This is a genomic window from Sediminibacterium sp. (assembly GCF_030695065.1).
Taxonomy (GTDB): Bacteria; Bacteroidota; Bacteroidia; order Chitinophagales; family Chitinophagaceae; genus Sediminibacterium.
In genome coordinates, this window is sequence record NZ_JAUYTR010000023.1 from 145,911 (window position 1) to 162,004 (window position 16,094).

17 protein-coding genes are annotated in these 16,094 nt (G+C 35.2%); 7 read left to right on the forward strand and 10 right to left on the reverse strand.

Features of this window, described 5'->3' with window-relative positions; translation table 11 throughout:
• Positions 1-42: 42 nt before the first annotated feature.
• The 6 genes from Q8S25_RS11470 to Q8S25_RS11495 are packed head-to-tail and all read right to left on the reverse strand — an operon-like array spanning position 43 to position 4,017.
• Complete coding sequence (locus Q8S25_RS11470; RefSeq protein ID WP_305537855.1) at positions 43-804, reverse strand: alpha/beta fold hydrolase; 762 nt, start codon at positions 802-804, stop codon at positions 43-45.
• Between the two features lie 59 nt (positions 805-863).
• Positions 864-1,400 carry a CvpA family protein gene (locus Q8S25_RS11475; RefSeq protein ID WP_305537857.1) on the reverse strand — a complete coding sequence of 179 codons (537 nt, stop codon included), beginning with the start codon at positions 1,398-1,400 and terminating at the stop codon, positions 864-866.
• A 5-nt stretch (positions 1,401-1,405) separates the two neighbouring features.
• Positions 1,406-1,858 (reverse strand): GatB/YqeY domain-containing protein, encoded by a 453-nt coding sequence (locus Q8S25_RS11480; RefSeq protein WP_305537859.1) that lies wholly within the window; start codon positions 1,856-1,858, stop codon positions 1,406-1,408.
• Between the two features lie 6 nt (positions 1,859-1,864).
• Positions 1,865-2,209, reverse strand: a complete 345-nt coding sequence (gene gldC / locus Q8S25_RS11485; RefSeq protein ID WP_295187556.1) for a gliding motility protein GldC — start codon at positions 2,207-2,209, stop codon at positions 1,865-1,867.
• A 24-nt stretch (positions 2,210-2,233) separates the two neighbouring features.
• Entirely contained in the window at positions 2,234-3,367 is a 1,134-nt protein-coding gene (locus tag Q8S25_RS11490) for a glycosyltransferase family 1 protein (RefSeq protein ID WP_305537862.1), read from the reverse strand.
• Between the two features lie 26 nt (positions 3,368-3,393).
• The gene (locus Q8S25_RS11495; RefSeq protein WP_305537864.1) at positions 3,394-4,017 is read right to left on the reverse strand and encodes a DUF502 domain-containing protein; all 624 of its coding nucleotides are present in this window, start codon (positions 4,015-4,017) and stop codon (positions 3,394-3,396) included.
• Between the two features lie 152 nt (positions 4,018-4,169).
• Between Q8S25_RS11495 and Q8S25_RS11500 the strand changes: the two genes are divergently transcribed.
• The 5 genes from Q8S25_RS11500 to Q8S25_RS11520 are packed head-to-tail and all read left to right on the forward strand — an operon-like array spanning position 4,170 to position 11,775.
• Complete coding sequence (locus tag Q8S25_RS11500; protein WP_305537866.1) at positions 4,170-4,775, forward strand: TetR/AcrR family transcriptional regulator; 606 nt, start codon at positions 4,170-4,172, stop codon at positions 4,773-4,775.
• Positions 4,776-4,780: 5 nt separating this feature from the next.
• The gene (locus Q8S25_RS11505) at positions 4,781-6,181 is read left to right on the forward strand and encodes a TolC family protein (protein ID WP_305537868.1); all 1,401 of its coding nucleotides are present in this window, start codon (positions 4,781-4,783) and stop codon (positions 6,179-6,181) included.
• A 20-nt stretch (positions 6,182-6,201) separates the two neighbouring features.
• Positions 6,202-7,407 (forward strand): efflux RND transporter periplasmic adaptor subunit, encoded by a 1,206-nt coding sequence (locus Q8S25_RS11510; protein ID WP_305537870.1) that lies wholly within the window; start codon positions 6,202-6,204, stop codon positions 7,405-7,407.
• A gap of 12 nt (positions 7,408-7,419) precedes the next feature.
• Complete coding sequence (locus Q8S25_RS11515) at positions 7,420-10,980, forward strand: efflux RND transporter permease subunit (RefSeq protein WP_305537872.1); 3,561 nt, start codon at positions 7,420-7,422, stop codon at positions 10,978-10,980.
• 3 nt (positions 10,981-10,983) lie between these two features.
• On the forward strand, positions 10,984-11,775 hold the full coding sequence (locus Q8S25_RS11520) for a TIGR00266 family protein (protein WP_305537874.1): 792 nt from the start codon (positions 10,984-10,986) through the stop codon (positions 11,773-11,775).
• On the opposite strand, the gene Q8S25_RS11525 is transcribed toward Q8S25_RS11520, so the two are convergent.
• The gene (locus Q8S25_RS11525; RefSeq protein WP_305537876.1) at positions 11,776-12,450 is read right to left on the reverse strand and encodes a response regulator transcription factor; all 675 of its coding nucleotides are present in this window, start codon (positions 12,448-12,450) and stop codon (positions 11,776-11,778) included. It lies immediately after the preceding gene.
• Between the two features lies 1 nt (position 12,451).
• The gene (locus tag Q8S25_RS11530) at positions 12,452-12,826 is read right to left on the reverse strand and encodes a helix-turn-helix domain-containing protein (protein ID WP_305537878.1); all 375 of its coding nucleotides are present in this window, start codon (positions 12,824-12,826) and stop codon (positions 12,452-12,454) included.
• A gap of 180 nt (positions 12,827-13,006) precedes the next feature.
• Here Q8S25_RS11530 and Q8S25_RS11535 point away from each other — a divergent pair, with 180 nt between their 5' ends.
• Entirely contained in the window at positions 13,007-13,252 is a 246-nt protein-coding gene (locus Q8S25_RS11535) for an AbrB/MazE/SpoVT family DNA-binding domain-containing protein (protein ID WP_305537880.1), read from the forward strand.
• Positions 13,243-13,566, forward strand: coding sequence for a type II toxin-antitoxin system PemK/MazF family toxin (locus Q8S25_RS11540; RefSeq protein ID WP_305537882.1), 324 nt, complete (start codon positions 13,243-13,245; stop codon positions 13,564-13,566). The genes Q8S25_RS11535 and Q8S25_RS11540 overlap by 10 nt, the downstream gene beginning before the upstream one ends.
• 12 nt (positions 13,567-13,578) lie before the next feature.
• Here Q8S25_RS11540 and Q8S25_RS11545 read toward each other — a convergent pair whose 3' ends face one another.
• Positions 13,579-14,727 carry a methionine aminotransferase gene (locus tag Q8S25_RS11545; RefSeq protein ID WP_305537884.1) on the reverse strand — a complete coding sequence of 383 codons (1,149 nt, stop codon included), beginning with the start codon at positions 14,725-14,727 and terminating at the stop codon, positions 13,579-13,581.
• Between the two features lie 10 nt (positions 14,728-14,737).
• A complete protein-coding gene (locus tag Q8S25_RS11550; protein ID WP_305537886.1) occupies positions 14,738-16,042 on the reverse strand; it encodes a TolC family protein in 1,305 nt (434 codons plus the stop codon).
• Positions 16,043-16,094: the final 52 nt, after the last annotated feature.

The following is a 16,094-nucleotide window of genomic DNA, read 5'->3' on the forward strand; positions in this document are numbered from 1 at the left end:
TCAATTACAAATGTACAAAATGAATTACGCAACAGCGGTAGTTTAACCCTTGTGTTTAGCTAAAAAGGCACTTAATATAGTGTTAAACTCAACTGGAACTTCCATCATAGGAGCATGTCCGCACTTGTCTACAAAATGCAACTCGCTATTTGGAATCAATTTATTGAACTCTTTTCCTACAAATGGAGGGGTAATGGTATCGTTATTCCCCCAAATTAAACAAGTAGGTTGCTTAATTTGATTCAATTCTTCGCCTAAGTTATTTCTAATAGCACTTTTTGCTAATGCAATGATTTTAATTACTTTAACCCTGCTATTGGTTATTTCAAATACTTCGTCTACCAACTCTTTAGTAGCCATTTCTGGATCATAAAAAGTAAGCTGGGTTTTCTTTTTAATATACTCGTAGTCGCCTCTTTTAGGATAACTGTCTCCCATTCCATTTTCGAATAACCCGCTGCTGCCCGTTAAAGTAAGGGTCTTAATTTGTTCAGGGTGCTTTAAAACATGTACTAATGCAACATGACCGCCCAATGAATTCCCTAATAAATGAATACTAGAATAACCCCTGGTTTCAATGAATTTGTTTACAAATTTTTGCAAACCACCCACACTGGTATGGAATATATCTAAATCAAATAAAGGTAAAATGGGTACCACCACTTTATAGCTTTTTCTGAAATGCTCTATCAGGTCGGCAAAATTGCTCATGGCACCAAATAAACCGTGCAGAAGCAACAAGGTTTCTCCCTCTCCTTCTTCAATAAATTTAAACTTGTCAACTTCTTTTAACTCGTAGTTCATTGGGTTGTTTTTCTTTAGGCTAGCAATTCTTGCTAAAGTAGTTAAAATACTAGAGAATTTCAGGTGATATTTTTATTAATTCCACCAAAAAAATTGGTTAAATCGGTGAACATATCTTTAAAAAATGGAATGATTTTACCGAATGCTTCTATTGAATAGGGCCCCCAAAAATGTATATAGGGATAAGTGTTAGATGCAGCAGCAGCTTCAGGTTTAAGGAACTGCATTTCTTCTGCATAAAAAATAATTACACTAAAAACAGTGATATATAAAAGTGCATATAAAATAAATCCACCCGATTTATTTGCCCAGCCCAACATAGACAACTCCAAAGCTTGTTCTAATACTGCACCTAAAATTCTTACTGCTATAAAAACAGCAACCATAATTACAATAAAAGCCAGAAATGGAAGCCAAGTGGCAGCTATATTAACTGAATTGCCCAACCATTCTGCTACCCATGTGCTTAATTTTAATGCAGCCGCTAACCCTATAAAAACTGCTGCAAAAGAAAGTGCTGCCACAACCAACCCTTGTTTTAAACCTTTTATTAAAGCAAGAACCAGCAATGCCAGCACCATAATATCTAAAAACATAAACGCTATTTGCTTAATAACGCTTTAACCGTAGCTGCAATTGCCTTACCGTCTGCTTTCCCCGCTAATTGCTTAGAAGCTACTCCCATTACTTTTCCCATGTCTGCCGCTGATGACGCACCCGTTTCAGCTAAAATAGCTGTAATTGCTGCATCTAACTCTTCTTGGGTTAATTGCTTAGGTAAGAACTTTTCAATCACGCCAATCTCTTCTATTTCTTTTTGGGCTAAATCGGCTCTATTTTGTTGTTGGTATATATCTAAAGAATCTTTTCGTTGTTTCACCAATTTTTGCAACAACTTCTGCTCTTGTTCTTCACTAATTACACCATTGGCACCTGGCTCTGTTTTAGCCTTAATTATTTCAGCCTTTATAGCTCTTAAACCCCTTAACAAGGCTTCATCTTTGGCTTTCATGGCATCTTTCATGCCACCCATTACCTTTTCTTCTAAGCTCATGGTGTTTTATTTATTTTGATTTAATTGAGATTCACGAAATTTCTTATAAAATTCTTTTGCGTGGTTTTTCATGCCTTCTACCAACTCTTGCTGTTGAGTTGCTCTTAAATAAGTATCGGCCATACCCATCATTGTTTGGTAATAAAAATCGGCCATTTCATCTACCATCATGTCTTTTGTCCAAAGATCAATTCGCATAGCAGATTTATCGGCACCATCCCAAAAAGCCAACATCATTGCTTTGGCGTCTTGTTTTACATCGGCTGTACTGTCTGATGCAGACCAGTCAATATGTTGAGGCACTTTGTTTTCGTCTAAAGTAACATTTACACTAATTGTAGATTGCTTCATATTCATCAGTTAAAGAGGGCAAAACTAAGACGAAACGGCTTTTGAAGCGAGTATTTCCTCCCAAAATAAATGGGCGGCTTTTTCCCAGCTGTATTGGGCTGCTCTTTCAATACCTTTTTGAATCAAGTTTTCTCTCATTTTTTCATTCCGATACAGTGCCTGCATTTGCGCTGCTATATTTTCGGGATTGGCAGCATCTGCATACATAACAGCATCTCCTCCTACTTCTGGCATGCTCGAATTGTTCCCAACTACAACCGGCACCCCCGATTGCATGGCTTCCACAATAGGCAGCCCAAATCCCTCAAAATGGGTAATATACAATGCTGCATAAGCAGCACCAGTTAGTTTTTGTAAAATGGTTTCTTCTACATACCCTGTTAACACCACATCATTGCGGTATTTATATGTTTTCAATTTCTCCAAAAAATCTTGGTATTGCCATGCCAGTCTACCCACAAAAACCAATTTCATATTGCTTTTATGCCATTTCTTAAAAAGTGAAAAAGCTTTCAGCATATGCATCATATTCTTTCGAGGATTAATGCCTCCTACACACAGAAAATATTCATACCCTTCGGTATACGCTTCTTTTACTTGTTCTTTTTCATCCCAAGTAAGTGGCACAAATCCATTTCTTGCAGCTCCACTAATAACCGAAGGAGCTAACTGCAATTGAGGATAAGATTGAATAATATCTTGTTTAGAAAATTCAGAAACAGTAACTAGCCGTTTGGCTTTTTTTAAAAACCTAGGTGTCATTGCTGAATAATGCCAACGCTGCATCCAACTAATATGTTTAGGAAAATGTTTAAAAGCTAAGTCGTGAACAACCAAAACTTGTGGAATAGTAGAGCTAAGGCTACAAAAGCCATAGGGTTGAACCCATACATCGGCTTTCCATTTTTTCACAGCCAAAGCTGCACTTATATTGTACCAATAAAAAAAAGCAGGGATATGCCTTGCAGCTGGTGCCACAGTAATAGATTGCACATTGGCTCCTGTAATTAACTCAGTAGAATAAGGCCTATCGTAAACAAAAATAAATTGATGGTTTGGGTATTGTTGAACCAATAGTTTAAAAATGGATACCGTATAATGACCGTACCCTTCTAAATTGGCTGAATTAAAAAAAATAGCATTCACCGCAATAATCATAGTACAAAGTTAACAGCAGATTAAGGCTAATCATTCACATCGGTTACGCCACCTGAAACAGTAAACTTCATAGCATCAGCTGCGCCAATATTTGGAAGTGGTTTTACTTTATGGGTAGGTACAAAATAAGTGATTCCTGAAATAGCATAAGAATGCGGAACATACACTGTAACATGGTCATCAAGCCCAAAGTCTTTACTTGTTTGTTGGGTAATGAACCCAATTCTCCAAATATCTGCTCCATCTACATTTACTAAAACAGGTTGATTGAATTTCTTTTTGTTGCCAGCAAAAGCTTCTAAAAAATCTTTTACCGAAGAATAAATGAATTTAATACCTGGCGTTTTTTCAAGAACAGTGTCTAATAAGGCAACCAATCGATTGATTGCAAATAAAGAAGAGAGCCATCCTACTGTTAAAACCAGGGCTATCACTACTAAAAAACCCAAACCAGGCATTCTAATAATATTTCCACTTGCATCTCTTTGCACAAAATCAGGCGCTACATTTCTAATAATGCTGGGCAAAATATCGTCTACAACATTAAATAAACTAATTACTACCCAAATAGTTATACCAATTGGTGCCAATACAATCAACCCCTGAAAGAAATATTGCAATAAGCGTTTTAACAAAGACTTGAAGGTCATAATGACTGCAAGATACAGCAACTCTAGCAGTTGAGCTGTTTTACCACTTATCCAAGAATTGGAGCGTTTAACAATAATTTAATGAAAATTAATGGTTGGAAACTTTGGTTACGAAAATAGTTTCCATAGTTTTGCCCTCCGAAATTATAATTATGGAGCAAAGAATTGTAGAAAAAGCCCAGGAACTCTTTTTCCGATACGGACTAAAGAGTGTTACTATGGACGATATCGCATCCAACTTGGGCGCCAGCAAAAAAACCATCTATCAATACTTTAAAGACAAGGATCATTTAGTAGATGCGGTTGTTCAAAGAGAAATTGAGCAAGACATGCACGAATGCACCAGTATTGCCTGCACTTGTGACAACGCAGTTCAAGAAGTTTTTAGAGGGTTCGAAATGTTACAGGAAATGTTGACTACCATGAACCCTGCAATCATTTTTGAAATGCAGAAATACCATCCGGAAGCTTATAAAAAAATGAACGCGCACAAGAATAAGTTTTTTGTGAACATCATGAAAGAAAACCTAATAAAAGGAATTAAAGAAGGCTACTATAGAGAAGACATTAATGTAGAAGTAATAGCCCGCTTCAGAGTTGAAAGCATTTTCCTAGGTTTTAATCCGGATGTTTTTATGCAAGGAAAGTTTACGCTTTTACAAGTAGAAATGGAATTAATGGAACATTTTCTATATGGAATATGCACACCAAAAGGACAAAAATTGATAAACAAGTATAAACAGCAAAGAGAAAAATAAACAATATGCACACCAAAATTAAATTAATTACACTGCTTTGCACGATGGCAATGATGCAAACCGCAATGGCACAAAAAGCCAATCGGTTCGAATTCAATATAGAGCAAGCAGTTGCTTATGCAAAAAAGAACAATGTGCAAGTAAAAAACGCATTACTAGCCATTCAAGCACAAATGCAAACCAATAAAGAAATTACTGCATCTGCATTACCCACTATTTCAGGCAGCATTGGTACACAGCATTTACCCAATGTGGCCGTTCAAACATTACCCAACTTCATTTCACCTGCAACTTACCAGGTGTTAATTGATCAGGGTGTTAAAGACGGAAATGGCAACCCCATTAAAATGCCAGGAGATTTTGGATTTATTGCTGCACAGTTTGGAACCAAATGGAATGCAAGTGCTGGTGTTTCATTACAACAATTATTGTTTGATGGACAGGTATTTATTGGACTACAAGCCAGAAAAGCATCCATCGATTTCCAGGAAGCTGCAGCAAGGGTTACAGAAGAAAATATTAAAACCAATTTATACAAAGTCTATTATCAATTGGTAGTAAGTAAAACCCAAATTGAATTATTAGATGCCAATATCAAAAGACTAGAAAAACTAGACTATGATGTTAAGGCATTATATAAAAATGGGTTTGCAGAAAGAATTGATATTGATAAAATAGCGGTTCAGTTGAACAACTTAAGTACAGAAAAAATAAAAGCCCTCAACAGCATTTCAATGGGATACATTGGCTTAAAAACTTTAATGGGAATGCCTGTTGCAGATACACTGATACTAACAGACACTTTAGATTATACTCAAATAAAAGAAGATATAACTAAAGGAGAATACAATTACGAAGATCGTCGTGATTTTCAATACTTAAGTTCGGCCAAACAATTGAATGCATTTAATGTAAAACGTTACGAACTAAGCAAATTACCTACCGTAGCATTGGGAGCAAACTATAGTAAGCTGGCACAAAGAAATCAATTCAACTTTTTTGGTAAAGGAGACTGGTTTACTTCTTCTTCAATAGGAGTAAATATTGCTGTTCCTATTTTCAGCGGATTCGCTAAAGACGCAAGAATAAAAAAGGCTAAAATAGAATTAGAGCAAACGAATAACCAATTAGAAAATCTAAAACTGAATATTGATCAATCCGTTGAGCAAGCTAGATTGAAATATAAAACTGCTGTTGCTACTTTAGATTTTCAAAAGAACAATATGGCTTTAGCAGAAAAAGTATACCAACAAACTAAGAAGAAATACGAAGCTGGCACAGGATCAAATACGGAGATAAACGCTTCCGACGTAGACCTAAAAGCTGCACAAACAAATTATATTAGTGCCCTTTATGATGCTATAATAGCAAGAGTTGATTATTTAACTGCAATTGGAAAATTATAAAAAATATTAAACAATAAACAATGAGAAAAACAATCTATTTATTACATATGCTAACAACAATTGCTATTCTAAGCAGTTGTGGCAGTGATAGCAAACAAGGGAACGATCTTGCTTCAAAAAAAGCTGCTATAGAAAAATTAAAAACAGAACAAAACACACTAGCAGAAAAAATTGCTGTACTTCAAAATGAAATCAACATATTAGATACAGCCAATACTAGTGCCAATGCCAAACTAATTAATATCACTCCTGTAGCAAGAGAAAATTTTGTTCATTATATAGACTTGCAGGGTAATATTACTTCAGATAATATTTCTTACGTTTCACCAAGAATGGGTGGGGGACAAGTAAGAGCCATTTATGTTAAACGTGGAGACATTGTTTCTAAAGGACAGCAATTAATTAAATTAGACGACGCGGTAATTAGACAATCTGTTATTGCTGCTCAAAAATCTATTGAAACAGTAAAAAGTCAATTAAACTTTGCTAAAGACCTTTACAATAGACAGAACAATCTTTGGAAAGAAGGAATTGGAACTGAAGTTCAATTGATTTCAGCAAAAAACAATGTACAGTCATTAGAGCGTCAGTTGGCTGCTGCTGAGGAACAAATAAAAGTTACCGAGGAGCAATTACGTGCTACCAATATAGTTGCAGATGTAAGCGGTATTGTAGATGAGCTAAATGTAAGAGTAGGAGAAATATTTGTGGGTCTTGCAGGAATTACCCCTCAAATTAAAATTGTGAACACGCAAAACATGAAAGTAGTAACACGTGTTCCTGAAAATTATAGTAACCGAATTAAAGCAGGAGCTAATGCAATAATTAGCTTACCCGACTTAAATAAAGAATTTAAAGCCAAGGTAACTACCGCAAGTAGATCAATAGATGCCAATACCAGAAGTTTTGATGTTGAAATTAAGATTCCTTACGATGCCAATATAAGACCCAATCAATTGGCTCAAGTGAAGTTTCAAGATTATGAAGTTCCCAATGCCATTTCCATTAATGTGAATACTGTTCAAACAGAAGAAAAAGGCAAATATGTTTATATAGCTGTGCAAGAAGGTAAAAAAATAGTTGCTCGCAAGAAAATGATAACCGTGGGTGAACTATATGGTAAGCTAATAGAAGTAAAAACAGGTTTAAACGAGAAAGACTTACTAATTACGGAAGGATATCAGAATATTTATGATGGACAAACTGTAAAGGTTTTAGCACAATAAAAATAATTAAGCATGAATTTCATTGAAGGCATAGCCAAAAAATTCAAAGAGTTTAAACCCACCAGTTGGGCCATTGACAATAGAACGGCAGTGTATGTGATCACTATATTAATATCATTATATGGATTAAATAAGTTCACAACCCTCCCAAAAGAACAATTTCCGGATATTGTAGTCCCTACCATATCTATTACTACCGTGTATTTTGGTAATTCACCCAAAGACATTGAAAATTTAGTAACCCGACCAATTGAAAAACAATTGAAGGGCATCAGTGGCGCTAAAGTGAACAAAATTCAATCTACTTCGCAACAAGATTATAGCTTGATAGTGGTTGAATTTGATACAGATATAAAACCAGAAATTGCTAAAATAAAAGTAAAAGATGCAGTAGATAAGGCACAAACAGACTTACCTACCGATTTAACTTCTTTACCAAATGTTCAAGAGTTTTCAATAAGTGATCAACCCATCATGTTCGTTAATATAAGTGGAGATTTTGATGGTATCAAGCTAAAACAATATGCAGATAAATTACAAGATCGATTTGAAGAACTAAAAGAAGTAAACCGTGCAGAGATAGTAGGAGCACCAGAACGTGAAATTCAAATTAATATAGATCCATCAAAATTAGCAGCTGCTAAACTTACATTTAGGGATATTGAAAGTGCAGTTAATTTAGAGAACAAAGATATTAGTGGTGGATTGGTAGAAGTAGGAACCATGAAGCGCAATATTAAAATTAAAGGCCAGTTTACCAGTGCCTATGATATGCAGCATATTCAAATCAAGAACGTAAATGGAGCACCCATTTATTTACAAGATGTAGCACAAATAATAGATACGGTAAAAGAAACTGAAAGCTATGCGCGATTAGATGGGGCAAATGTAATTACAGTAAATATTGTTAAACGTGCAGGTGAAAATTTAATTAATACAGCAGATGGTATTAATAAGATAGTTGCAGAAATGCAACAAAGTGAAGAGCTACCAAAAAACCTTAAAGTAGTTATCACAGGCGACCAAAGTAAAGGAACCAAAACCTCCTTTAATGAATTGGTTAATACCATCATTATTGGATTCATCTTGGTACTCTTAATTTTAATGTTTTTTATGGGTGTAACAAATGCCTTCTTTGTGGCATTAAGTGTACCACTTTCTGTATTCGTTTCATTTATGTTTTTACCGCTGGGCGAATTAATTGCAGGTGGCGCAATCACGCTCAACTTTATTGTATTGTTTGCATTATTATTTGGATTGGGTATTATAGTAGACGATGCAATTGTTGTTATTGAAAACACCCACAGAATCTATAATAACGGTAAAGTAAAAATTGTACGTTCTGCCAAAGAAGCTGCAGGAGAAGTATTTATTCCTGTGTTAGCTGGAACTGCTACCACACTAGCTCCTTTCTTCCCGCTATTACTATGGAAGGGGATTATTGGAAAGTTCATGATTTACTTACCCATCATGCTTATCTTAACATTGGCAGCATCATTGGTGGTTGCGTTTTTTATCAACCCAGTATTTGCGGTGAGCTTTATGAAGCCTGAAGGCCGCGAATTTGAATCTCCTAAAAACGCTATCTTCAAAAAATGGTGGTTCTGGGGTTCAGCTATATTAGGTGTTTTATTTAATGTAGCAGGCTGGCATGGGTTTGGTAATTTCTTAATTTTTATGATGGGATTAATCGTATTGGAAAGATATGTGCTTAGAAATATCATTCACTTTTTCCAAGAAAGAGCTTTACCTGGTTTAATGAACCGTTATGAATCTTTATTGAAATACATATTGGTTAGAAAAAGACCAGTCTATTTATTAATTGGATTATTTGTTTTATTCCCTATCTCTTTAATCCTATTGATTCTTAGAGATAATCCTAAACCTTTCTTCCCTAGTGGTGATCCAAAATTCGTGTACGTGTACTTAAAAATGCCCATTGGTACCAAATCTCAAACCACTGATTCTGTATTGAGAATACTAGAAGGAAGGGTATATAAAATTCTAGGAAACGAACAACCTGGCAAAGAAGGCAGTATTGTAGAGAGTGTAATTTCAAACGTTGCCGTTGGAGCAAATAATCCTAGAGACAACAATAGAAGTACACAAACCCACTTAGGAAGAATACAAATTTCTTTTGTTGAATTTGAACAAAGGCATGGCAAAAGCTCAGCCCCCATTCAAGAAGAAATTAGACAACAAATGAAAGGTATTCCAGGTGGTTCTATAGAAGTAAGACAAGAAGATGCAGGACCGCCCACTGAACCGCCTGTAAATATTGAAGTTTCTGGAGACAATTTTGATGCCTTAGCAAAAACAGCCATTCAATTACAAAACCACTTAGACACTAATAGAATTGCAGGAATGCAAAACTTAGAAATGGATGTAGACTTGAATAATCCTGAAATAACGGTTAATATAGATAGACAACGTGCTTTAGCAGAAGGAGTGAGTACTGCACAAATTGGAATGGAATTAAGAACGGCTGTATTTGGTAAAGAAGTGAGCAAACTAAAAGACGATGAAGATGAATATAAAATACAGTTGCGTTTAAATGCTAAGTCTAGAAACGATATCAATGAGTTAATGAATATGCGTATTGTATTCAGAGATTTCACCTCTGGAGCAATCAAACAAATTCCATTAAACAGTGTGGCTACATTGGAATATACAAATACCGCAGGTGGAGTTAAAAGAAAAAATTTAAAAAGAACCATTCAAATTCAATCGGCTGTAACAGATCCTTCATTAACACCTGAAATTAATAAGGCTTTGGCTAAAAAGATTGAAGAATTTAAAGCCAAAACACCCATACCAGCAGATATCACTATTAAGCAAACAGGAGAAGGAGAGCAACAAGCAGAAACCAGTGCATTCTTAGGAACTGCATTGTTAAGTGCCTTATTAATTATCTTCTTAATATTGGTTTTACAGTTCAATAGCTTGAGTAAACCCTTCATTGTACTTACCGAAATATTCTTCTCTATCATAGGCGTATTCTTAGGATATGCATTAACAGGAAAGAGCATGGCTACCATCATGGTAGGAGTTGGAATTATTGGATTAGCCGGTATTGTAATTAAGAATGGTATTCTATTGATTGAATTTACCGATGAGTTAAGAGGTCGTGGTTACAAAACCCGGGAAGCAGCAATTGAAGCAGGAAAAATTAGAATCATTCCTGTTTTGTTAACCGCCCTAGCTACAATGATGGGTATGTTACCACTAGCTGTAGGATTCAATATAGACTTCGTTTCTATGTTTACGCATTTAGATCCAAAGATTTTTATTGGAGGTGACTCTGTAGTATTCTGGGGACCTTTGGCATGGACCATTATATATGGTTTAATATTCTCTTTCTTCTTAACCTTAATTATGGTACCAAGTATGTACTTAATTTCAGAAAGATTAAGAAGACCAATGGAAAGATTTTATGGTACTAAATATGTAGCATTGTTTGGATTTACCGGACCACTCTTCTTTATTTTTGTAGGTATCATGTTTGGGGTAAGAAAAATTCAGGGTAAGAAAGTTTGGATGGGAGAACAAAAAACTATTTTAGTAAAAAATTAATATATGCGAAACCACGAAATAGACTTCCGCATTTTTGGTGAAGAAATGCAATATGTAGAAGTAGAATTAGACTACAATGAAACTGCCATTGCCGAGCCTGGAGCATTTATGATGATGGATGATGGGGTAATCATGGAAACCATGCTTGGGGATGGATCACAACAAAACAACAGCATTTTCGGAAAACTCTTGAATGCAGGAAAAAGGATGCTGACTGGTGAAAGCTTATTCATGACAGCATTTACCAATGTAAACCATGGTAAGCGCAGAGTAAGTTTTGCTTCCCCCTATCCAGGAAAAATCATCCCACTAGATTTATCTGCATACAATAACAGAATTATTTGTCAAAAAGATAGTTTTTTATGTGCCGCAAAAGGAGTGAATGTAGGAATTGAATTTCAGCGAAAACTAGGTACAGGATTATTTGGAGGCGAAGGATTCATCATGCAAAAACTAGAAGGGGATGGCATGAGTTTTTTACACGCAGGTGGCCATGTATTCAAGAGAGATTTACATCCCGGAGAAACCTTGAAAATTGATACTGGATGTATTGTAGGATTTACTTCTGGCGTAAACTATGATATTCAATTTGTAGGGGGGATTAAAAACACCTTATTTGGAGGAGAGGGATTATTTTTTGCCACCCTTACCGGCCCTGGTTCAGTTTGGATTCAGACATTGCCCATTAGCCGCTTAGCTGGTAGAATTTTACAGTATGGAGTTGGAGCACGCAAAGAAGAAGGAAGTATACTAGGTGGATTAGGTAATATATTAGACGGAGATGGCAAATGGTAATTAAGATGCTTTTAAAGCAACAATACCATTGCGAATAGCATAAAGAATTAAGCCGGCCGAATTTTTCGAGCCGGTTTTTTCTTGCAAAGACTGACGACACGCTTCTACCGTTCTTAAATTCATATTTAACTGATCTGCAATTTTTTTACTGGTATATTCAGAACAAATTAATTGCAGGATAGACTTTTCTTTACCAGATAATTGAATGGGTTCATTTTTTTGATGAGGATGATATCTACCATTGGCAATCAGTTCACGTAACCGATTGGTCGTTTCTTTACAATAAAAAGTATTGCCTTCGCTAACGGCATATATTGCATCAATAAATTCTTGTCTTTTGCAAGTCTTTATTAAATAGGCTGTAATGCCCACAGAAATTGCTTCTAAGAGCAATTGGTCATTACAAACTGAACTCAAAACAATTAATTTACTATTTGCTGTACTTTGCTTTAAAAAATTTGCAAGTTGAGAAATAGACAGTCCTGGATAAACTGAATCAATTAATATTATATCAGGTTGGAATTCAAGAATAGTTTCTTCCACCGATTTATGGTGCAGCGCCTGATCAATCCAATCAATTAATTGTTGGCTTTCCAATAAATGCTTAACCCCATCGGCAAAAACTTCATGATGATCTAGAATTAGGATTCGTAGAGGTAAATCCAATACACGCATACTATTGGTTTTTCAAACTTTGTTCAAGTAATAGATTATGTCTTTCTAGTAATTGCACATACTTCTTATGCAAGAGCTTGTATTGTGTTAGCGCTTCCTCAAAATTTTTGGGGTCTAGTTCTTCGGGATATTTAGGATTTGGATCCTGCGTTTCAAGAACCAACAAATCACTGAAATAATCCGTAAAGTTTATATTCAAGACCTTTCCATAATCAAAGAGTATATCAAAGTCTAATTCGGGTTCTTCTATATGATTATAGTAACTGGACCTACTTACTCCTACCCTGTCAACTAATTTGGTAATGGATATACCATTTACTTCCACTAATTCTTTAAGCAAGTGCCCACGATGCAGTTTTTTTCTATTGTTTTTCAATATGGTAAAGAAATAAACAATAGTGTTTATTTAATTGGGCATAATGAATGCATAAATGGACAATACTGTCTATTTGTACTAATTGTTCAACTCAATCTTCGTAAAAGCAATAAAAAACTTCAAAAAAATATTACAAAATATCGTTATTTTGTAATTACTTTGTACATACAATTTAGTTACATGGACATCAATATCATACCTATTGGCAACTCAAAAGGAATTCGTTTGAGTAAAACGATTCTTGAAAAATATCAAATAACCGACAGTATTGAAATGATACTTGAAGAAGATCAAATTATTTTAAAGCCAAAATCGGTTGCAAGAAAAGGTTGGGAAAAGCAATTCAAGAAAATGCATGACGCTGGGGATGATACGATGCTAATACCAGAAGTATTTGAAGATGAAAATATAGAAGAATGGAGTTAAATCAATACCAAATTGTGTTGGTTAATCTTGATCCAACAATTGGAAGTGAAATGAAAAAAACAAGACCCTGCGTAATCATTTCTCCAAACGAAATGAATAAATACCTTCAAACAATAGTTGTTGCTCCAATGACTAGTACGTCAAAACCATATCCTACAAGAATAGAAATTAAACATCAAAAGAAAAAGGGTTGGATTGTGCTCGATCAAATCAGAACGATTGACAGAAATCGAATAATTAAAGTAGCTGGTATTTTACTAAGCAATGAAATTGAAGAAGTGAAGTCTATTATTAAAGAAACATTTGTAGACTAATATACTTTCTACTTACAAACGTTTCAACCCCTCCACTGCTTTTTCTAATGTGCTTTCTTGCTTAGCAAAACAAAAACGCAATACTTTATGGTCTTGACCATTGTGATAGAAAGCAGAAACCGGAATGGTTGCAACGCCAAATTCTTTGGTGAGGGTGATGGCTAATTCTTTATCGGAAACTTGACTAAAATGCGCATAGCTATAGCATTCAAAATAACTTCCATGAGAAGGTATAGAGGTAAATGGAGTATCGCGCATTAATGTTCTGAAGTAATCGCGCTTGGCTTGTATTTGAGCACCCAGTTGTAAATAAGCATCAGCATTTTGTATATATGCAGTTAAGGCAACTTGCTGCGGAGTATTGCAACAAAAGCAATTGAATTGATGCACTTTTCTAAACTCTTTCATTAAGTTAGTTGGTGCAATGCAATAACCCAACTTCCAGCCTGTACAATGATAAGTTTTACCAAAAGAGAAACAAACAAAACTCCGCTCGAATAATGCAGGGTATTTCAATATACTTTGGTGTTCAATCCCATCAAAAATTAAATGCTCATATACTTCATCACTTAATATCAAAATATTGGTACCCTCTACTATACTCGCCAAAGTTTGCATATCAATGGCAGACAACACAGCACCTGTTGGATTATGGGGCGAGTTAATCATGATCATTCTAGTGCGAGTCGTAATTTTTTCTTTTACTTCATCCCATGGAATTGCATAGTTGGGATATTCTAATTGTATAGGAACTGCAATGGCTTTATTTAATTCTATAGTTGGAATATAGCAATCGTATGCAGGTTCAAATAAAATGACTTCATCACCAGGTTGCAATACAGTAGTAAGAGCAGTGTATATAGCATAGGTACCGCCGGGTGTTACAGTAATTTCACTGGTTGCATCAACCGAAGCACCATATAAGTTGGCTGCTTTAGACGCAAGTGCAGTTAACAATGGTGGATACCCATTCATATGGGTGTATTGATTGAATCCATCACGCATGGCTTTATCAACCAAACTAGTTAGCTCAGCACTCATCATAAAATCGGGGAAACCCTGCCCTAAATTAACAGCACCGTATTCATTGGCCAACTGGCTCATTACGGTGAAAATAGTAGTACCTACCTGAGGTAATTTAGACTGTATAGCTATAGACACTTTTAAAAAATTAAGGCTCAATAATATTGGCCAAGCGCTTTAGTTCAACTTCGGCAACTTTGGCTGTAAATGCCAAGTTAACCAATCTATACGATTCGTTTTCAAAACTTTGCTGCGCCAATTTTACATCTACTATAGTAGCTTGACCTAGTTGAAAACGTTGCATTACTAAATCTAATAACTGTTTACTTAAGACTTGATTTTCTTTAGCTGTTTTTAGTTGCGCCAAGGTATTAGTATATGCTTGAAAAGTTCTTACGGCACCAGTTTCTATATTCAATAAAAATTGATCACGCTGAACTTTTGCATTACGTGTATTAATTTCAGCAACTTGTAATTGCTTTTTATTAATTAATCCATTGTAAATAGGAATTGCCAAATTGATACCTAAAAAGGGGCCATAAGTTCTATTTTCTAAGATAAAGCCTGCGGCACTTTTAGTATTGGTTAAGTTGAACCCTGTATTTGCCCTTAATGTAGGAACCCTTAAAGCTGCGGTTTCTCTCTCAATTAATTCATTGATTTTAATCTGTTGTTCTGCTGCCAAAATTTGTGGATTCTTTAAAGCCAAGTTTTTAAGTTTGCTGAAATTAATTTTTTCATCCACAATAATGGTGTCACTTATTATAACGGCAGAATCAGGACTAACAAAGAGTAAGCTTAGTAAATTGGTTTTACCTTGATCAATAATTAATTGTTGCGCTTGTTTAGATTGTACCAATGCATTCAAATCTATTTGTGCTTGGTATAAATCTGCATTATTGGCAAGTCCTACCTCTTTACGGCTTTTAATAATATCAATTCTCTGTTGTGAAACTTCAATGGATTTATTAATTGTACTGAGTAAATTCTGCTGACGAACTACATCATAATAATTCGTAATTACCGAAGCCATGGTAGTTTGAATTTGTGCATTCAACATGTCTTGGTTCATTTTTTGCAATTCTTGCAAACGTTGCTGAGCCGCTTTAACCCTAAATCCATTAAACAAAACTATTCCAGCAGTAATATTCGCATTTAAATTATTAGAAGCAACCCCGGTTCTCGTAATATTTCTAGAAGGGTCCGGAAATTGTTGATTGATACTGGTGATATTTTCTACATCATTCATGGTTGCTGTAACGGTTGGCAATCCCCCCGCAACGCCTACATAATTATTAATACCTGCAATTTCCAAATTGTTTTTGGCTAGTTGAATATCATAGCTATTTTTTAATGCAATAGCCACTGCATCTGATAAACTAAGCCGCATCTGGCCAAAACCAGCTTCAGCAGAAACCATTCCAATAAATAACAATAGAATTAATTTACGCATCAGTATGAAATTACCATTGGATGATTGAATAACATATATTTTTACACGAACG